The sequence below is a fragment of the Klebsiella sp. RC2 genome, assembly GCF_014192815.1.
GTDB classification, from domain to species: Bacteria; Pseudomonadota; Gammaproteobacteria; order Enterobacterales; family Enterobacteriaceae; genus Klebsiella; species Klebsiella variicola.
The window spans coordinates 646,857-664,936 of record NZ_JACHYL010000001.1 but is presented as its reverse complement, the minus strand read 5'-3'; the positions used below and the strand labels follow the sequence as shown (position 1 = coordinate 664,936).

Here is an 18,080-nt window from a genome sequence, read left to right as displayed (position 1 = left end):
CAGGAGAGAGAGATGAAAACATTCCCGGCGGATTTTTTATGGGGCGGCGCGACCGCGGCGAATCAGGTGGAAGGGGCTTATCTGGAAGAGGGCAAAGGCTTATCCACCTCCGATGTGCAGCCGCACGGCGTGTTCGGCGAGGTGGTCGAGCGCGTACCCGGCGACAGCGGTATTAAGGATGTGGCGATCGATTTTTACCATCGCTACCCGGAAGATATCGCTCTGTTCGCCGAGATGGGCTTTAACTGCCTGCGGGTGTCCATCGCCTGGACCCGCATCTATCCCAACGGCGATGACGCCGAGCCCAACGAAGCCGGTCTCGCGTTCTACGACAAGCTGTTCGACGAGATGGCGAAGCACAACATCACCCCGCTGGTGACGCTGTCGCATTATGAAATGCCGTGGGCGCTGGTAAAAAACTACGGCGGCTGGGGCAGCCGGGAGGTGATTGGTTTCTTTGAGCGCTACGCCCGCACGGTGTTCAGCCGCTATAAAAATAAGGTCAAATTGTGGCTGACCTTTAACGAAATCAATATGTCGCTGCATGCTCCGATGACCGGCGTCGGCCTGCCGGCCGGCAGCAGCAAAGGCGAGGTGTATCAGGCGATTCACCACCAGCTGGTGGCCAGCGCTCTGGCGGTTAAAGCCTGTCACGAGCTGGTGCCCGAGGGCAAAATCGGCAATATGCTGCTCGGCGGGCTGATGTATCCCCTGAGCTGCAAACCGGAAGATGTGTTTGAGACGCTGCAGGAGAACCGCAGCTGGCAGTTCTTTGGCGACGTGCAGGCGCGCGGCGCGTACCCGGGCTATATGCTGCGCTTTTTCCGCGACAACGGTATCACACTCACCATTACCGATGCCGATCGTGAAGCGCTGAAAACCACCGTCGACTTTATCTCCTTTAGCTACTACATGACCGGCTGCGTCACCGCCGACGAGGCGCTGAACCAGCAGGCGCGCGGCAATATTCTCAGCATGGTGCCGAACCCGCACCTGGCGAGCTCGGAGTGGGGCTGGCAGATAGACCCGCTGGGCCTGCGTACGCTGCTGAACGTGCTGTGGGATCGCTATCAGAAGCCGCTGTTTATCGTGGAAAATGGTCTGGGCGCCAAGGATAAGGTGGAAGCCGATGGCAGCATTAACGATGACTACCGCATCAGTTACCTGAACGACCATCTGGTGCAGGCGCGGGAAGCCATTGACGATGGCGTTGAGCTGATGGGCTTTACCAGCTGGGGGCCGATTGACCTGGTGAGCGCCTCGAAGGCGGAGCTGTCGAAGCGCTATGGCTTTATCTATGTCGACCGTCATGATGACGGCACCGGCACCCTGGCGCGCAGTAAGAAGAAGAGTTTTGACTGGTATAAAGAGGTGATTGCCAGCCGCGGCGCCAGCCTGAAAGCGTAAAGGATGCCCGCCCGGTCATCGCCGGGCGGGGGATTAGCCCGGTTTACGCGCGCGCAGTAAAAAGATCATCGGACGTTCTTTCTCTTCATCCAGGGCGGGCTGTTGGACAATCTGTTCGGCGCTCGGACCCCACTCATCCAGCTGCTCCAGCACAAAACCCGCGGCGATAAGCGCGTTTATCCAGCTTGAGAGCTTGCGATGTTGCTTGATGACGCCCTCGGCAAACCAGTTGCTGACGCGCTCACCCTCCTGCTGATAGTGACTGACCGGCCAGCTTTTCTGTCCCTGGTCATCCACCCGCCAGCCCTGCTGCAAGGGGGCGGTATAGATGGGATGTTCGGCGGAAAAGACCAGGGTGCCGCCGGGAACCAGCGCCTGCTGCAGGGTGGCGAAGAGCGGCGCAATGTCCGGTAAATAATGCAGCGCCAGCGAGCTGTAGACCAGATCGCAGCTGTTGGCGGGCAGCGTCAGGGTTTGCAGATCGGCGCAGCGGTAGACAATCTCATCCCCGCGGGTCATCTCCCGCGCCTGCGCCAGCATGCGCTGGGAGATATCAAAACCGGTTATCTGGCTGGCTCCCTGCTGCTGTGCCCAGCGGCAAAACCAGCCGTAGCCGCAGCCGAGATCCACCACCCGCAAACCGGTTATCGGCGGCAACATTGCCTGCAGGGAAGGCCACTCCGGTGCGCCATCCAGCCCCTTCACCGAGCGATCGAGGGTCGCATAGCCGGCAAAAAACTGCGGGTCGTCATAAATATTCTGACTCATATTCATCCCTTGAATTGATAAGGTTGTTTATTTTTAGCTAACTAATAATTTAGTCACACGCTTTACTAAACGCGTTTAATTCAATTAACTTATGATAACCAACCTGATTAAGTTATCTGACCTGTCTAATGAAATTGATATTAAATAAAAGCGTGCTGGCGGCATTGCCCCTGGCCATCGCGCTGGCTGGCTGCGCGCCATCTCATGAGGTTGCTAATCCGCCGCAGCAGCAAATTCCAGCCTCCCATGTTTCCATGGATCTCCCTGCCGCCGTGAAAAATGGCTGGCCGCAGACCGACTGGTGGAAAGACTACCACGATGCCCAACTGGATAATCTGATTCAGCGCGCACTCGCCAATGCGCCGGATATGCAAATTGCCGAACAGCGCATCAGGCTTGCCGAAGCGCAGGCGCGAATGTCGCAGGCGAATCTTGGCCCGGAGATGGATTTCTCCGCCGATGTTGAACGCCAGCGCATGTCGGCCGAAGGCCTGATGGGGCCGTTCGCCACCGACACCGACGGCAATACCGGCCCGTGGTACACCAACGGCACCTTCGGCCTGACCGCTGGCTGGGATCTGGACCTGTGGGGTAAAAACCGCGCGCTGGTGAAAGCGCGCATCGGCGAGCTGAAAGCCCAGGTGGCGGAGCAGGCCCAGACCCGCGAATTGCTTTCTGGCAGCGTGGCGCGCCTGTACTGGCAGTGGCAGACGGAAGCGGCGATTAAAGCAGTGCTGCAGCAGGTGAAGGGTGAGCAAAATAATATCGTGACGGTCGACAAGGCCCTGTTGCAGCGCGGGATCACCAACTCCGCCGAAGGGGCGGAGAACGATATTAACGTCAGCAAAACCGACCAGCAGCTGGCGGACGTGGCGGGCACGATGAAAGAGATTGAAGCGCGCCTGATGGCCCTGACCAACAGCCAGAGCCAGTCGCTGAACCTCAAACCGGTCAGCCTGCCGACGGTCAGCGCGCAGCTGCCTGATACCCTCGGCTATGAGCTGCTGGCGCGCCGCCCGGATCTGCAGGTTGCTCACTGGTACATTGAGGCATCGCTGAGCGAAGTGGACGCGGCGAAAGCGGCGTTTTATCCCGACATCAATCTGATGGCGTTCCTGCAGCAGGATGCCCTGCACTTAAGCGATCTTTTCCGTCACTCGGCGCAGCAGATGGGCGTCACCGCCGGACTGACGCTGCCGATCTTTGACAGCGGCCGCCTCAATGCCAATCTGGATATCGCCAGCGCGCAGAACAGCCTGTCGATAGCGCAGTACAACAAAGCGGTGGTGGATGCCGTCAACCAGGTGGCGAAAACCGCCAGCCAGGTCGAGACGCTGATGGCCAAAAGCCAGCAGCAGCAGCAGGTTGAAAAAGACGCCCAGCGGGTGGTGAACCTGGCGCAGGCCCGAATGGCGGCGGGGATCTTACCCGGCTCCAGAGTCAGTATGGCGAAGCTCCCGGCGCTGCAGGAGCGCATTACCGCATTGCGCCTGCACGGCCAGTGGATTGACGCCAGCATTCAGCTGACTTCTGCTCTCGGCGGCGGCTATCACCAGAGCGTGAAATAACCGGCGCAACGGCGCGCCTGCGGGGGCGCCGTTTAGTCTTTCTTCTTCCTTTCTCGCCGCCTGAGCCACCAGTGGGCGGCAACCACCAGTCCTACCGCGAGGATCAGCCAGATCCAGTGCTTCAGATGGGCGTCCAGATGGTGCAGCCACGGGCCAACCACCTCGCCGCCGAGATAGCCAATGGTGGTAAACAGCAGGGCCCACACCAGCGCTCCGACAATATTCAACGGCAGGAAAATGCGCGGCGGCAGGCGGCTGGCGCCGATCAGCAGGGGGCCGATTACCCGGAAGCCATACATAAAGCGGGTGCCGATGACAAACAGCCACGGCCGGTGCTGGATCATGCGCTGCGCTTTACGTATTCGCGCCTTCTGGCTGGCGAAACGGCGCAGAATGCGTCCCCCGAAGCGGCGGCCGACCAGATAGAGCAGCTGATCGCCAATCATCCCGCCGAGGGCGACGGCGATCACCACCAGGGGAAACTTCAGTAACCCCTGATGCGCTGCGACGCCGCCCAGCAGGGTAATGGTCTCACCTTCCGCCATGCTGCCGACGATCAGCGCCGCGTAGCCATACTGGGAAATCAGGTGATTGATATCCATAAACAGCTTATCTCCTTATCTCATCACCTTTAATCATACACCCTGCTGACCAAAACGCGGTGACGCAGATTTTTTGTGCTGTACACAAAATAATCTACAGGGTGAATTATACTTGGATCAGTGCAGTACGAAGCCGTGACAAGGGGGACGCTATGAACCATGTCTGGGGGCTCTTCGCTCATCCCAACCGGGAAATGAGCGTGATAAAGAGCGAGAACGAAACCATTTCTCATCACTATACGCACCATGTGCTGCTGATGGCGGCGGTTCCGGTGGTGTGCGCCTTTATCGGCACTACGCAGCTGGGCTGGAACTTCGGCGACGGCACCGTTATTAAACTGTCGATGTTGACCGGTCTGGCGCTGGCGGTACTGTTTTACGCCGTGATGCTGGCCGGGGTGGCGATCATGGGACGGGTTATCTGGTGGATGGCCAGGCAGTATCCGCAGCAGCCTTCGCTGAAACGCTGCATGGTGTTTGCCGGCTATGTGGCCACGCCGCTGTTTCTGAGCGGGATTGTGGCGCTCTATCCGCTGGTCTGGCTGTGCGCGCTGATCGGTACCATCGCGCTGTTTTACACCGGCTATCTGCTCTATCTGGGCATCCCGACCTTCCTGAGCATTAACCGGGAAGAGGGGTTAAGCTTCGCCAGTTCGACGCTGGCCATCGGAGTGCTGGTACTGGAAGTGCTGCTGGCGATCACCGTGGTACTGTGGGGGTATGGTTACCGACTCTTCTGATCGCACGTCACTGGATAATATGCATTGCCGGCAAATATGTATTTTGTGTCGGCAATGCAGCATTTCTTCACGATTCTTATTAGGCACAGGGCCTTACGGCGCGGTATGATGGCGTTTGCCAGCGATGTTGCCCACTTAACCTCGCGGCGTACGTTCCATAACGTGCAAAAATACTTTTCAGAATGCCCATGATGCCGAAATTTCGAGTCTCTTTGCTCAGCCTGACCTTGCTGCTGGCTGTGCCTTTTGCGCCCCAGGCGTTAGCAAAAACCTCCGCGGCGGTTGCCGCCTCGCAGCCGGATATCGCCTCCGGCAGCGCCATGATCGTCGATCTGGCCACCAAAAAAATCATCTATGCCAGCCAGCCGGATCTGGTGCGCCCGATGGCGTCAATCACCAAAGTGATGACCGCCATGGTGGTGCTCGATGCCCATCTGCCGATGGATGAGATGCTGACGGTGGATATCAGCCATACGCCGGAAATGAAGGGGATCTACTCCCGCGTGCGCCTCAACAGCCAAATCAGCCGCCGCACGATGCTGCTGCTGGCGCTGATGTCTTCCGAGAACCGCGCGGCCGCCAGCCTGGCGCATCACTATCCAGGCGGCTACGATGCCTTCATTCGCGCGATGAACGCCAAAGCCCAGGCGCTGGGCATGACTCATACCCGCTACGTGGAGCCGACGGGCCTGTCGGTGCATAACGTCTCCACCGCCCGCGATCTGACCAAACTGCTGATCGCCAGCGAGCAGTATCCGCTGATTGGCCAGCTGAGCACCACCAAAGAAGAGACCGCCACTTTCGCCCATCCGGCCTACAGCCTGCCGTTCCGCAACACCAACCATCTGGTGTATCGCGATAACTGGAATATCCAGCTGACTAAAACCGGCTTCACCAACGCTGCCGGCCACTGCCTGATTATGCGTACGGTGATTAACCAACGCCCGGTGGCGCTGGTGGTGATGGATGCCTTCGGTAAATACACCCACTTCGCCGACGCCAGCCGCTTGCGGACCTGGATCGAGACCGGGAAAGTGATGCCGGTACCCGCCTCGGCGCTGAGCTATAAAAAGCAGCGCGAAGCGCAGATGGCGGAGGCGATGCTGAAAGGCGGCGCGCAGACCGCGCAGAACGATTAATCTACATGTCCCCCGGATGGCGGCGCATTGCGCCTTATCCGGGCTACGTGATTTGGCACCGGGTTCGCCGCTTTCGTAGGCCCGGCAAGCGCAGCGCCGCCGAGCAATATACCCGACACCGTGCCGCGTTTGTGCCGGATGGCGGCTCGCGCCTTATCCGGCCTACGTGATTTGGCGCCGGGTTCGCCCCCTTCGCAGGCCCGGCAAGCGCAGCGCCGCCGGGCAATCAGGCCGAGTGCCGGTGTTTGTGCCGGATGGCGGCTGACGCCTCTACGGAACCGCGCTGAACGGTAGCCCGGCTAAGGCGTTTACGCCGCGAGCCGGGGATTTGACGCCGGATATCACTCCGGCAGCGTCCAGTCGCCGTCACCCAGCGCGCGCTGCATAATCAACGTATCTCGCCAGTCGCCCATTTTGTAGCCCACGCTGCGCAGTTGACCCGCCACGGTAAAACCAAACTTTTTATGGATCGCCAGCGAACCGGCATTGTTATGGCCATCACCGATGATCGCCAGCATCTGCCGCCACGGGCCTTTCTCGCATTCGGCGATCAGCCGCGACAGCAGCGCGCTGCCGATGCCGCGCCCGCCCATCCCGGATTCCACGTAGATCGATTCCTCAAGCGTGTAACGATAGGCCGGACGAGGCCGATAGAAGGTGGCGTAGCAGTAGCCGACGATGGCGCCGCGCCACAGCGCCACCAGCCAGGGCAGCCCGTTATCGCGGACGGTTTTGATCCGTTTACGCATTTCGTCAACGGTAGGGGGGATCTCTTCAAAGGAAGCGCGGCCATTGAGCACGTGCCAGACATACAGCGCGGCGATGGCGTGCGCATCGTCGGGCAGCGCTTCACGAATTTCTAAATCACTGTCGAGTAACGGGGCCTCTGCGGGCATGGCGGCGCTCCTGAATCTGCCGGAGAGACATTCTCCGGCGTGCAGCGTAATACAGAAGCGCCAGGCTGAATAGTCCTGCCGCTGATTATTGCGGATCTGCCGGGGAGACCGGCGTTGGTGCCGCTTCACCCCAGTATTTCTGCTTACTGGTTTTACCAATCCCCGGGTTCATGCTGTTGGTCGGATCGTTCTGGCGATAGAACTGCTGCAGGCTCTCCGGGGCCTCATACAGATGACCCACGTTATGCTCCGCCGGGTACTGGGCGCCGCGCGCTTTCAGCAACGCCAGCATCTGCTCTTTCAGAGCGTGGGCGTCGACCCCTTTCTTGACGATGTAATCCTGATGGAACACATGGCACATAAAGTGGCCATAGTAGAGCTTATGCACCAGCTGGCTGTCGATCTCCGGCGGCAGATGTTCGAACCACTCGGTATCGTTGCGGCGCAGGGCGATATCCAGCGCCAGAATATCTTCCACTTCGTCAGCATGCACCGCCTGATAGCGGATGGCCGCGCCGGCGGCGGCAAAGCGGTGCAGAAACGCCTTGCTGCCTTCCTCCGGCGTACAGGCGAAGAAATCCCCCTCGGCCTGCTGGAAGTATTCCGTCAGCCAGCGCTGCGCTTCTTCGATGCCATCCCCGGCCATCTTCAGCAGCAGATGATGTTCATATTTATCACGCCAGGTTTTCATCCGCTCCGGTAAGTGCGCCGGGAAGACGTGGCCGAGCTTCTGCATAAAGCGGTCGGTAAAGTGCGGCTTAAACAGCGAGACTTTCTCCAGCATCGCGTCGGTGCGCCCCTTCATGGTGAAGAAGAACGGCATTTTGTCGGTGCCGAGCTTGTCGATCATCAGGAAGGTGTCTTTGCCATACTTCTCGGCGATATCGTAAATATCGCGGTGCATATATTCCCCGGCCACCGGCAGATGCTGGAACTCGGCGAGGATATGGCGGCGGATCTCGGTCAATACCTGCGGCTGGTTGGTGCCAATGTAAAACACCTGCTGGCGTTTTTCCGCCGGGAAGGTATCCAGACGCGCGGCGAAAACCGCCAGCTTGCCGGCGCAGCCGGAGGATTCGAACAGGCGGTCCGGGTCGGCGTTGTAGCGCGCCGGGGTGTCGGCATCGACATCGCGCACGCGGGTCACATAGTCGTGATCGTGGGCGTGGCGGCCGTCGTGCAGCACATCGCTATCGCTGATGCGCTCGTCGTCGAGGCGGCTGAGGATCTGCTCCGGCGTGCTGCCGAGATCAATGCCCAGATGGTTGACCAGCTTCAGCTTGCCGTCGGCGTCAATCTGCGCGAACAGCGACATTTCGGTATAGGCGGGCCCGCGCTGCACCAGCGAACCGCCGGAGTTGTTGCAGATCCCGCCGATCACCGATGCGCCGATGCATGACGAGCCGATCACTGAGTGCGGCTCGCGACCCAGCGGTTTGAGCGCTTTTTCCAGCGAATAGAGGGTAGTGCCGGGCCAGGCCAGCACCTGCTCGCCTTTGTCCAGCAGATGCAGTTTATCCAGGCGCAGAGTGCTGATAATCACGATCTCGCGATCGTAATCATTGCCGTTGGGGGTCGAACCTTCGGTCAGGCCGGTGTTGGCCGCCTGCATCAGAATAATTTTATCGGCGTCTACGCAGGCGTTAAGCACGCGCCAGAGTTCCAGCAGGGTGCCGGGAAAGACAACCGCCAGCGCCTCGCCCTGACCGGAGCGGAAGCCTTTGCGGTAGCGTTGGGTTTTTGCCGGGTCGGTCAGCAGATGCGAAGGGCCAACCAGGCGCGCCAGATCCGCCAGAAACGTTTTATGGGTATTAGTGGGTGCAGATGACATGTTCCACTCCTTGTGGTGGTGCGCGAAATATCGAGGATAAGCATAGCGCTTTGTATGACAATTTGATGCATGAATGTTTCGCAAAAATCAGAGAAGAACCTTAGCATTCTGCGGGCGCGTTGTTTATATATATGGCAAACTGCGGTTTTTATTATGTTTTACCGAGTCCCCGTCTGAGAAAAAGCGAGATAACAATGAAATGGCTCTGCACTGTAGGCGTCGCCGTGAGTCTGGCGCTGCAACCCGCGCTGGCGGATGAACTGTTTGGTAACCACCCTCTGACCCCGCAGGCGCGGGATGCCTTTGTCACCGATCTGCTGAAAAAAATGACGGTAGACGAGAAAATCGGCCAGCTGCGTCTGATAAGCGTTGGCCCGGATAACCCGAAAGAGGCGATCCGCGAAATGATCAAAAACGGTCAGGTGGGGGCGATTTTTAACACCGTCACCCGGCCGGATATCCGCGTGATGCAGGATCAGGTGATGCAGCTTAGCCGCCTGAAGATCCCATTGTTCTTTGCCTACGATGTGCTGCACGGTCAGCGCACCGTGTTCCCGATAAGCCTCGGCCTGGCCTCATCGTTTAACCTTGACGCCGTGAAGACCGTGGGCCGCGTGTCAGCTTATGAAGCCGCCGATGACGGCCTGAACATGACCTGGGCGCCGATGGTCGACGTCTCCCGCGACCCGCGCTGGGGACGCGCTTCCGAAGGGTTCGGGGAAGACACGTATCTGACCACGATGATGGGCCAGGCGATGGTGGAGTCGATGCAGGGCAAGAGCCCGGCGGACCGCTATTCGGTGATGACCAGCGTCAAGCACTTCGCCGCCTACGGCGCGGTGGAGGGCGGGAAAGAGTACAACACGGTCGACATGAGCCCGCAGCGCCTGTTCAACGACTATATGCCGCCGTACAAAGCCGGGCTTGATGCCGGCAGCGGCGCGGTGATGGTGGCCCTGAACTCGCTGAACGGCACCCCGGCGACTGCTGATTCCTGGCTGCTGAAAGACGTCCTGCGCGACCAGTGGGGCTTTAAAGGCATCACGGTCTCCGACCACGGCGCCATCAAAGAGTTGATTAAGCACGGCGTGGCCTCCGACCCGGAAGACGCGGTGCGCGTGGCGCTTAAGTCCGGCATCAACATGAGCATGAGTGACGAGTATTACAGCAAGTACCTGCCGGGGCTGGTGAAGTCCGGCAAGGTGACCATGGCCGAGCTGGATGACGCCACCCGTCATGTGCTCAACGTGAAATATGACATGGGGCTGTTCAACGATCCTTACAGCCACCTGGGGCCGAAAGATTCTGACCCGCAGGACACCAACGCGGAAAGCCGCCTGCATCGCAAAGAGGCGCGGGAAGTGGCCCGCGAAAGTCTGGTACTGCTGAAAAACCGTCTCGATACGCTGCCGCTGAAAAAATCCGGCACTATCGCGGTGGTGGGAGCGCTGGCGGACAGCAAACGCGACATGATGGGCAGTTGGTCCGCGGCCGGGGTGGCCGACCAGTCGGTGACCGTGCTGACCGGCATCAAAGAAGCGCTGGGCGATAACGGCAAAGTGATTTACGCCAAAGGGGCGAACGTTACCGACGATAAAGGCATTGTCGATTTCCTTAACCTGTATGAGAAAGCGGTGCAGGTTGACCCGCGCTCGCCGCAGGAAATGATCGACGAAGCCGTCGCGGCGGCGAAGCAATCCGACGTGGTGGTTGCCGTGGTGGGCGAAGCGCAGGGCATGGCGCATGAGGCCTCCAGCCGGACCGACATCACCCTGCCGCAGAGCCAGCGCAATCTGATTGCCGCCCTCAAAGCCACCGGCAAACCGCTGGTGCTGGTGCTGATGAACGGCCGTCCGCTGGCGCTGGTGAAAGAGGATCAGCAAGCCGATGCGCTGCTGGAGACCTGGTTTGCCGGCACTGAAGGCGGTCACGCCATCGCCGACGTGCTGTTTGGCGACTATAACCCGTCGGGCAAACTGCCGATGTCTTTCCCGCGCTCGGTGGGGCAGATCCCAACCTACTACAGCCACCTGAATACCGGCCGGCCGTATAATCCGGAGAAACCGAACAAGTACACCTCGCGTTACTTCGATGAAGCCAACGGCCCGCTGTATCCGTTTGGTTACGGCCTCAGCTACACCACCTTTAGCGTCTCCGATGTCACCATGTCGTCAGCCACCCTGCCGCGCGACGGCAGCGTGACCGCCAGCGTGCAGGTGACCAACACCGGCAAACGCGAAGGGGCAACGGTCATTCAGCTGTATCTGCAGGACGTCACTGCCTCCATGAGCCGGCCGGTGAAAATGCTGCGCGGCTTTAAAAAGGTCAACCTCAAGCCGGGCGAAACGCAAACCGTCAGCTTCCCGATTGACGTCGATGCGCTGAAGTTCTGGAACCAGCAGATGAAATACGTTGCTGAGCCGGGCAAATTCAATGTCTTTATCGGCGTGGACTCCGCCCGCGTGAAGCAGAGCGAGTTTGAACTGTTGTAAGGAATAGCCCTTAAGCTCAACGTGACACGTTAAAGGCCGATTAATCGGCCTTTTCTTTTTCGTATCGCCAGCAAATGGACTACGCTTTTCTCTTAAGCTTCTGTAAGCGAAGCGCAAAAGAACTGAGGGAAGCGGGATGAAGATGGCAATGAAATGGTCCGGTGCGCTGGCGCTGGCCGCCCTGATAAGTTTACCGCTGCAGGCGGCGGAGCCGGTGAAGGTCGGCTCGAAAATTGATACCGAAGGCGCGCTGCTGGGCAATATGATCCAGCAGGTGCTGGAAAGCCACGGCGTAAAAACGATTAATAAAATCCAGCTCGGCACCACGCCGGTGGTGCGCGGGGCGATTGTCGCCGGCGAGCTGGATATCTATCCGGAATATACCGGCAATGGCGCCTTCTTCTTTAAAGATGAAAACGACCCGGCGTGGAAGCATGCCCAACAGGGCTATGAGAAGGTGAAGCGCCTCGATCAGGAGAAACATCAGCTGGTGTGGCTCACCCCGGCGCCGGCCAACAACACCTGGACTATCGCCGTGCGCCAGGACCTGGCGGAGAAAAATCACCTGACCTCGCTGGCCGACCTCAGCCGCTATCTGCAGCAGGGCGGCGAATTTAAGCTGGCGGCCTCGGCGGAGTTTATTGAGCGCCCGGACGCGCTGCCGGCGTTTGAAAAAGCGTATGGTTTCAACCTCAACCAGAACCAACTGCTGTCGCTGGCCGGGGGCGATACGGCGGTGACCATCAAAGCGGCGGCGCAGCAGACCTCGGGCGTAAATGCGGCGATGGCCTACGGCACTGACGGCCCGGTCGCGGCGCTGGGGTTACAGACGCTGAGCGATCCGCAGGGCGTGCAGCCGATTTATGCCCCGACGCCGGTGGTGCGTGAGGCAGTGCTCAAAGCCTATCCGCAGATCGCCGACTGGCTGAAGCCGGTCTTTGCCAGCCTCGATGAAAAAACCTTGCAGCAGCTGAACGCCCGTATTGCGGTGGAAGGCCAGGATGCGAAGCGCGTGGCGGCAGATTATCTGCAGCAGAAAGGCCTGTTGAAGTAAGCCACCGGTGACCATTCGCTGTACTCACCGCGTCGGCCTGCTGCTGACAGGTCTGCTGCTGGTTACGCTGGCGCTGCCGTTTATTACTTACGCGCCGAATCGCTTACTCTCCGGCGAAGGGCGCGGGCTGTGGCAGGTGATGCCCTGGCTCGCCGGCGTTCAGATGGCGGCAGTCCTTGCCGGGATGCTGCTTTGCTGGCTGCCAGGCAGGGCCGCGCCGCTTCTTCACCTGCTGCTGGCCGAACTGCTCTTCCCGCTGCTTATCTGGGGCAGCGGACAGGCGGCGCTTGAGCTCTCCCGGCACGGCTCGCCGCTGGCGCGCACCTCGCCCGGCAGCGGCCTGTGGCTGTCGCTGGCGCTTTGTCTGCTGCTGGCCAGCGAGGCCATCCGTCATCTTACCGTCCGGCCGCTGTGGCGCTGGCTGCTTAATGCGCAAGTCTGGCTGTTGCCCATCATCCTGCTTGCTACCGGGGCGCTCGATCAGCTCTCTCTGCTGAAGGAGTATGCCAACCGTCAGGAGGTATTTGACGACGCCCTGCGCCAGCATCTGCTTTTGCTGTTCGGCACCCTGCTGCCGGGCCTGCTCATTGGCCTGCCGCTGGGGGTATGGCTGTGGCGACGTCCGCGCTGGCAGGCGCCGGCCTTCACCGTGCTCAATGTGATCCAGACTATCCCGTCGGTGGCGCTGTTCGGCCTGCTGATTGCACCACTTGCCGGTCTGGCGCGCTATTTCCCGGCGCTGGGCGAGCTGGGCGTCTCCGGGACCGGCGTGGCGCCGGCCCTGATCGCCCTGACTTTGTATGCGCTGCTGCCGCTGGTGCGCGGGGTGGTGACCGGCCTGCAGCAGGTGCCGCAGGACGCCCTGGAGAGCGCGACGGCGATGGGCATGAGCGCCGGGCAGCGCTTTCGTCAGGTGCAGCTTCCGCTGGCGATGCCGGTGCTGCTGCGCAGCCTGCGGGTGGTCAGCGTGCAAACCGTCGGCATGGCGGTAGTGGCCGCGCTGATCGGCGCCGGCGGCTTTGGCGCGCTGGTGTTTCAGGGGCTGCTGAGCAGTGCGCTGGATCTGGTGCTGCTGGGCGTGGTGCCGACCATTGCCCTGGCGGTGGTGGTGGATGCCCTGTTCGCCCTGTGGGGCGCCTGGCTAAAAGGAGAGGCCAATGATTGAGTTTGAAGGGGTCAGCAAAGTGTTTGCCGGCCACCCGGCGGTGAAGGACCTGACCCTGGAGCTGCGCGAAGGCGCCTTCTCGGTGCTGGTGGGGACCTCCGGCTCGGGCAAGTCGACGACGCTGAAGATGATCAACCGCCTGCTGGAGCCGGACCGGGGCACTATTCGTTTTGCCGGCGAGGACATCCGTCAGCAGCCGGTCCTGACCCTGCGACGGCGGATGGGCTATGCCATCCAGTCCATCGGCCTGTTTCCGCACTGGACGGTGGCGCAGAATATCGCCACTGTACCGCAGTTGCAAAAATGGCCGCGGGCGAGGATCGCCGACCGGGTCGACGAGCTGATGGCGTTGTTAGGGCTGGAGGCGACGCTGCGCGACCGTTACCCGCATCAGCTCTCCGGCGGCCAGCAGCAGCGGGTGGGGGTGGCGCGGGCGCTGGCGGCGGATCCGGAGGTGCTGTTGATGGATGAGCCCTTCGGCGCCCTCGACCCGGTGACCCGCGAGGCGCTGCAGCAGGAGATGCTGCGCATCCACCGGCTGCTGGGGCGGACGATTGTGCTGGTGACCCATGATATTGACGAAGCGCTGCGTCTGGCGGACCACCTGGTGCTGATGGACGGGGGCGAGGTGGTCCAGCAGGGGGCGCCGCTGGAGATGCTCCTGCGGCCGAAAAATAGCTTTGTGCAGACCTTTTTTGGCCGCAGCGAGCTGGGCGTGCGCCTGCTGTCGCTGCGCGAGGTGGGGGACTATTTGCGTCCCGGCGAACGGCTGGCGGGCGAGGGGCTGACCGTCACCATGACCCTGCGGGAAGCGCTGTCGCAGTTTGTCGCCCGGCGCTGCGAGGCGCTGCCGGTGGTCGATGCCGAAGGCAGGCCCTGCGGCACGCTGCATTTTGCCGATCTGCTGCGCCAGGAGGCGAGCCATGAAGGCGCTTCGTGAGCCGCTGTGGTGGCTTATCGCGCTGTTTATCGGCCTGCTGGTAGGGCTGCCCTACAGCGCGCCGCTGTTCAGTCGGCTGTTCCCGGAGCTGCCGCGGCCGGTCTATCAGCAGGAGAGCTTCTGGGCGCTAACCCTCGATCACGGCTGGCTGGTGGTGGCGTCCAGTCTCGCGGCAACGGTTGTGGGACTGGGGGCAGGGGTGGCGGTCACCCGGCCCGCCGGCAGCGCGTTTCGCCCGCTGGTGGAGACCATCGCCGCTATCGGGCAGACCTTTCCGCCGGTGGCGGTGCTGGCGATGGCGGTGCCGGTGCTGGGATTTGGCTGGCTGCCCGCGCTCATCGCCCTCGCGCTGTATGGCATACTGCCGGTGTTGCAGGGGACGCTGGCCGGGCTGGGGTCGATACCGTCGGGGGTGACAGGGGTGGCCGAAGGGATGGGAATGACCGGCTGGCAGCGTCTGTATAAGGTGGAGCTACCGCTGGCGGCCCCGGTAATACTGGCGGGGATCCGCACCTCGGTCATCGTCAATATTGGTACCGCGACCATTGCTTCGACGGTGGGGGCCAGTACGCTCGGGACGCCGATCATCATCGGCCTGAGCGGCTTTAATACCGCCTATATTGTTCAGGGGGCGCTGCTGGTGGCGCTGGCGGCGATTATCGTCGACCGCGCGTTTGAGCGTCTGACCCGCTGGATCAGCCGACACCGCCACGCACAATAAAGGAATAGCCGGCCAGCATTACGCCGCTGATCCCGCCGATGGCCATAAGTAAGAAGAGGGTGACGACCGCGATTTTCGCTGGCTTCATAATAGGCTCCTGATGTTAACAGGGGGATTATACGGTGAAGCGCAGGTGTTAATGAAACATTAATTGCGGTTTAGCGTGCCGCGCCGGGGTTTTTGCCGCGTTTGCTGCGCAACGCGCCGGAAAAAAGTGTGATCCTGTCCGTCATTTTTCATTTTTATGCAGGGCTTCAAAGAAAGTTTTCGCCAGGCAGGGTATGGTACGCGCTTTCAGGCATGTGTGGTTTGCGGGTATGTACGAGTTTGATCTGGTGTTGCTGCTGCTTCAGCAGATGTGCGTATTTTTGGTCATCGCGTGGTTGATGAGCAAAACCCGGCTGTTTATCCCCCTGATGCAAGTCACCGTTCGCCTGCCGCATAAGCTGCTGTGCTACGTCACCTTCTCCATTTTCTGCATTATGGGGACCTATTTCGGTCTGCATATCGAAGACTCCATCGCCAACACCCGCGCCATCGGCGCCGTGATGGGCGGCCTGCTCGGCGGCCCGGTGGTCGGCGGGCTGGTGGGGCTGACCGGCGGCCTGCACCGCTACTCGCTGGGGGGAATGACCGCCTTAAGCTGCATGGTCTCCACCATCGTTGAGGGGCTGCTGGGCGGGCTGGTGCACAGCGTGCTGGTCAAACGCGGCCGGCCGGACAAGGTCTTTAGCCCGCTGACCGCCGGGGCGATCACCTTCGTGGCCGAGCTGGTGCAGATGATGATCATTCTGCTGATTGCCCGCCCGTTCCAGGACGCCCTGCATCTGGTGCAGAGCATTGCTGCGCCGATGATGGTCACCAATACCGTCGGTGCGGCGCTGTTTATGCGGATTCTGCTGGATAAACGGGCGATGTTCGAGAAATACACCTCCGCCTTTTCCGCCACGGCGCTGAAGGTGGCGGCGTCGACCGAGGGGATCCTCCGTCAGGGATTCAACGAAGAGAACAGCATGAAGGTGGCCCAGGTGCTGATCCAGGAGCTGGATATCGGCGCGGTGGCGATCACCGATCGCGACAAGCTGCTGGCGTTTACCGGCATCGGCGACGATCACCATCTGCCGGGCAAGCCTATCTCCTCCTCGTATACGCAACGGGCGATTGAGACCGGGGAGGTGGTCTACGCCGATGGCAACGAGGTGCCTTACCGCTGCTCGATTCATCCGCACTGTAAGCTGGGGTCGACGCTGGTGATCCCCCTGCGCGGTGAGAACCAGCGGGTGATAGGTACCATTAAACTGTATGAGGCGAAAAATCGCCTGTTCAGTTCGATCAACCGCACCCTCGGGGAGGGGATTGCCCAGCTGCTGTCGGCGCAGATCCTCGCCGGACAGTACGAGCGGCAGAAGGCGCTGCTGACGCAATCTGAAATCAAGCTCCTGCACGCCCAGGTCAACCCGCACTTCCTGTTTAACGCGCTTAACACGCTGAAGGCGGTGATCCGCCGCGACAGCGATCAGGCCGGCCAGCTGGTGCAGTATCTGTCGACCTTCTTTCGTAAGAACCTGAAACGGCCGACGGAAATTGTCACGCTTGCCGATGAGATCGAGCATGTTAACGCCTATCTGCAGATTGAGAAGGCTCGCTTCCAGGCTAACCTGCAGATCCAGATGGCGGTGCCCGAGGGGCTGGCGCATCACCAGCTGCCCGCTTTCACCCTGCAGCCGATCGTGGAGAACGCCATTAAGCATGGTACATCGCAACATCTTGGCGTCGGCGAAATTACCATCCGCGCCAGCCAGGACGATCGCTGGCTGCAGCTGGATATCGAAGATAACGCCGGGCTGTACCGGGCCAACCCCCAGGCCAGCGGGCTGGGGATGAATCTGGTGGACAGGCGTCTGCGGGCGCGTTTTGGCGCCGACTGCGGCATCAGCGTCACCTGCGAGCCGGAGCGCTTTACCCGTGTCACCCTACGTCTGCCCCTGGAGGAGAATGCATGCTGAGAGTATTGATCGTCGATGATGAGCCGCTGGCGCGGGAAAACCTGCGTATTTTGCTGGAGACTCAGCGCGATATCGAGATCGTCGGCGAGTGCGGCAACGCGGTGGAGGCGATTGGCGCAGTACATAAGCTGCGCCCTGACGTGCTGTTTCTCGACATCCAGATGCCGCGCATCAGCGGTCTGGAGATGGTCGGGATGCTCGACCCGGAGCATCGCCCCTATATCGTGTTTCTCACCGCTTTTGATGAGTACGCGGTGAAAGCCTTTGAGGAGCACGCTTTTGACTATCTGCTGAAGCCGATTGAGGCCGTGCGGCTGGAGAAAACCCTGGCCCGCCTGCGTCAGGAGCGCAGCCTGCAGGACGTGTCGCTGCTGGATGACGCCCGGCAGACGCTGAAATACATTCCCTGTACCGGCCACAGCCGTATCTGGCTGCTGCAGATGGAGGATGTGGCCTTCGTCAGCAGCCGGATGAGCGGCATCTACGTGACCGATCGCGAGGGAAAAGAGGGCTTTACCGAGCTGACCCTGCGCACCCTCGAGAGCCGCACGCCGTTGCTGCGCTGCCATCGCCAGTATCTGGTGAATATGGCGCACCTGAAGGAGATTCGCCTGGAAGAGAATGGCCAGGCGGAGCTGCTGATGCGCGCCGGGCAAACGGTGCCGGTGAGCCGGCGCTATTTAAAAAGCCTGAAAGAAGCGATTGGCCTGTAAAACTGCTACACTGCGCCCCATTGCAACATCGACAGTAA

Annotated in this window: 16 protein-coding genes; 11 read left to right on the top strand and 5 right to left on the bottom strand. The window is 60.7% G+C overall.

The window, feature by feature from the left end:
• Window positions 1-12 precede the first annotated feature (12 nt).
• Complete coding sequence (locus FHW76_RS03105) at window positions 13-1,407, top strand: glycoside hydrolase family 1 protein (RefSeq protein WP_008804039.1); 1,395 nt, start codon at window positions 13-15, stop codon at window positions 1,405-1,407.
• A 33-nt stretch (window positions 1,408-1,440) separates the two neighbouring features.
• On the opposite strand, the gene FHW76_RS03100 is transcribed toward FHW76_RS03105, so the two are convergent.
• Complete coding sequence (locus FHW76_RS03100) at window positions 1,441-2,175, bottom strand: bifunctional 2-polyprenyl-6-hydroxyphenol methylase/3-demethylubiquinol 3-O-methyltransferase UbiG (RefSeq protein WP_008804040.1); 735 nt, start codon at window positions 2,173-2,175, stop codon at window positions 1,441-1,443.
• A 128-nt stretch (window positions 2,176-2,303) separates the two neighbouring features.
• On the opposite strand from FHW76_RS03100, the gene mdtQ reads away from it, so the two are divergent.
• Complete coding sequence (gene mdtQ, locus FHW76_RS03095; protein ID WP_008804041.1) at window positions 2,304-3,743, top strand: multidrug resistance outer membrane protein MdtQ; 1,440 nt, start codon at window positions 2,304-2,306, stop codon at window positions 3,741-3,743.
• A 32-nt stretch (window positions 3,744-3,775) separates the two neighbouring features.
• On the opposite strand, the gene FHW76_RS03090 is transcribed toward mdtQ, so the two are convergent.
• Window positions 3,776-4,345 (bottom strand): DedA family protein, encoded by a 570-nt coding sequence (locus FHW76_RS03090; RefSeq protein ID WP_008804042.1) that lies wholly within the window; start codon window positions 4,343-4,345, stop codon window positions 3,776-3,778.
• A gap of 152 nt (window positions 4,346-4,497) precedes the next feature.
• Here FHW76_RS03090 and FHW76_RS03085 point away from each other — a divergent pair, with 152 nt between their 5' ends.
• Window positions 4,498-5,085, top strand: coding sequence for a Yip1 family protein (locus FHW76_RS03085; protein WP_008804043.1), 588 nt, complete (start codon window positions 4,498-4,500; stop codon window positions 5,083-5,085).
• A 188-nt stretch (window positions 5,086-5,273) separates the two neighbouring features.
• A complete protein-coding gene (gene pbpG, locus FHW76_RS03080) occupies window positions 5,274-6,224 on the top strand; it encodes a D-alanyl-D-alanine endopeptidase (protein ID WP_008804044.1) in 951 nt (316 codons plus the stop codon).
• A gap of 341 nt (window positions 6,225-6,565) precedes the next feature.
• Here the strand turns inward: pbpG and FHW76_RS03075 are convergent, their stop codons facing one another.
• Both FHW76_RS03075 and dld read right to left on the bottom strand, forming a co-directional pair.
• Window positions 6,566-7,120 carry a GNAT family N-acetyltransferase gene (locus FHW76_RS03075; RefSeq protein WP_008804045.1) on the bottom strand — a complete coding sequence of 185 codons (555 nt, stop codon included), beginning with the start codon at window positions 7,118-7,120 and terminating at the stop codon, window positions 6,566-6,568.
• A gap of 85 nt (window positions 7,121-7,205) precedes the next feature.
• Window positions 7,206-8,951 carry a D-lactate dehydrogenase gene (gene dld / locus FHW76_RS03070; RefSeq protein WP_008804046.1) on the bottom strand — a complete coding sequence of 582 codons (1,746 nt, stop codon included), beginning with the start codon at window positions 8,949-8,951 and terminating at the stop codon, window positions 7,206-7,208.
• A gap of 194 nt (window positions 8,952-9,145) precedes the next feature.
• Between dld and bglX the strand changes: the two genes are divergently transcribed.
• From bglX to FHW76_RS03045, 5 genes are all read left to right on the top strand, one after another.
• Window positions 9,146-11,443 carry a beta-glucosidase BglX gene (bglX, locus tag FHW76_RS03065; RefSeq protein WP_072122949.1) on the top strand — a complete coding sequence of 766 codons (2,298 nt, stop codon included), beginning with the start codon at window positions 9,146-9,148 and terminating at the stop codon, window positions 11,441-11,443.
• Between the two features lie 136 nt (window positions 11,444-11,579).
• Window positions 11,580-12,497 carry an ABC transporter substrate-binding protein gene (locus FHW76_RS03060; RefSeq protein ID WP_023340539.1) on the top strand — a complete coding sequence of 306 codons (918 nt, stop codon included), beginning with the start codon at window positions 11,580-11,582 and terminating at the stop codon, window positions 12,495-12,497.
• Between the two features lie 7 nt (window positions 12,498-12,504).
• Window positions 12,505-13,662 carry an ABC transporter permease gene (locus FHW76_RS03055; protein ID WP_023340538.1) on the top strand — a complete coding sequence of 386 codons (1,158 nt, stop codon included), beginning with the start codon at window positions 12,505-12,507 and terminating at the stop codon, window positions 13,660-13,662.
• Window positions 13,655-14,602 (top strand): ABC transporter ATP-binding protein, encoded by a 948-nt coding sequence (locus FHW76_RS03050; protein ID WP_008804050.1) that lies wholly within the window; start codon window positions 13,655-13,657, stop codon window positions 14,600-14,602. The genes FHW76_RS03055 and FHW76_RS03050 overlap by 8 nt, the downstream gene beginning before the upstream one ends.
• Complete coding sequence (locus FHW76_RS03045) at window positions 14,586-15,323, top strand: ABC transporter permease (RefSeq protein WP_038421536.1); 738 nt, start codon at window positions 14,586-14,588, stop codon at window positions 15,321-15,323. The genes FHW76_RS03050 and FHW76_RS03045 overlap by 17 nt, the downstream gene beginning before the upstream one ends.
• On the opposite strand, the gene FHW76_RS03040 is transcribed toward FHW76_RS03045, so the two are convergent.
• A complete protein-coding gene (locus FHW76_RS03040; protein WP_002912762.1) occupies window positions 15,298-15,411 on the bottom strand; it encodes a protein YohO in 114 nt (37 codons plus the stop codon). The genes FHW76_RS03045 and FHW76_RS03040 overlap by 26 nt on opposite strands.
• 229 nt (window positions 15,412-15,640) lie before the next feature.
• Between FHW76_RS03040 and FHW76_RS03035 the strand changes: the two genes are divergently transcribed.
• Window positions 15,641-17,329, top strand: a complete 1,689-nt coding sequence (locus tag FHW76_RS03035; RefSeq protein WP_002912760.1) for a sensor histidine kinase — start codon at window positions 15,641-15,643, stop codon at window positions 17,327-17,329.
• The gene (btsR, locus tag FHW76_RS03030) at window positions 17,323-18,042 is read left to right on the top strand and encodes a two-component system response regulator BtsR (RefSeq protein ID WP_008804052.1); all 720 of its coding nucleotides are present in this window, start codon (window positions 17,323-17,325) and stop codon (window positions 18,040-18,042) included. Before FHW76_RS03035 ends, btsR begins: the two co-directional genes overlap by 7 nt.
• Window positions 18,043-18,080 lie beyond the last annotated feature (38 nt).

What these genes read in the sequence shown, in the direction of transcription:
- FHW76_RS03105 (WP_008804039.1), top strand. Translation starts at nt 13, where the DNA reads ATGAAAACATTCCCGGCGGATTTTTTATGGGGCGGCGCGACCGCGGCG.
- FHW76_RS03100 (WP_008804040.1), bottom strand. Translation starts at nt 2,175, where the DNA reads ATGAGTCAGAATATTTATGACGACCCGCAGTTTTTTGCCGGCTATGCG.
- mdtQ (WP_008804041.1), top strand. Translation starts at nt 2,304, where the DNA reads ATGAAATTGATATTAAATAAAAGCGTGCTGGCGGCATTGCCCCTGGCC.
- FHW76_RS03090 (WP_008804042.1), bottom strand. Translation starts at nt 4,345, where the DNA reads ATGGATATCAATCACCTGATTTCCCAGTATGGCTACGCGGCGCTGATC.
- FHW76_RS03085 (WP_008804043.1), top strand. Translation starts at nt 4,498, where the DNA reads ATGAACCATGTCTGGGGGCTCTTCGCTCATCCCAACCGGGAAATGAGC.
- pbpG (WP_008804044.1), top strand. Translation starts at nt 5,274, where the DNA reads ATGATGCCGAAATTTCGAGTCTCTTTGCTCAGCCTGACCTTGCTGCTG.
- FHW76_RS03075 (WP_008804045.1), bottom strand. Translation starts at nt 7,120, where the DNA reads ATGCCCGCAGAGGCCCCGTTACTCGACAGTGATTTAGAAATTCGTGAA.
- dld (WP_008804046.1), bottom strand. Translation starts at nt 8,951, where the DNA reads ATGTCATCTGCACCCACTAATACCCATAAAACGTTTCTGGCGGATCTG.
- bglX (WP_072122949.1), top strand. Translation starts at nt 9,146, where the DNA reads ATGAAATGGCTCTGCACTGTAGGCGTCGCCGTGAGTCTGGCGCTGCAA.
- FHW76_RS03060 (WP_023340539.1), top strand. Translation starts at nt 11,580, where the DNA reads ATGAAGATGGCAATGAAATGGTCCGGTGCGCTGGCGCTGGCCGCCCTG.
- FHW76_RS03050 (WP_008804050.1), top strand. Translation starts at nt 13,655, where the DNA reads ATGATTGAGTTTGAAGGGGTCAGCAAAGTGTTTGCCGGCCACCCGGCG.
- FHW76_RS03045 (WP_038421536.1), top strand. Translation starts at nt 14,586, where the DNA reads ATGAAGGCGCTTCGTGAGCCGCTGTGGTGGCTTATCGCGCTGTTTATC.
- FHW76_RS03040 (WP_002912762.1), bottom strand. Translation starts at nt 15,411, where the DNA reads ATGAAGCCAGCGAAAATCGCGGTCGTCACCCTCTTCTTACTTATGGCC.
- FHW76_RS03035 (WP_002912760.1), top strand. Translation starts at nt 15,641, where the DNA reads ATGTACGAGTTTGATCTGGTGTTGCTGCTGCTTCAGCAGATGTGCGTA.
- btsR (WP_008804052.1), top strand. Translation starts at nt 17,323, where the DNA reads ATGCTGAGAGTATTGATCGTCGATGATGAGCCGCTGGCGCGGGAAAAC.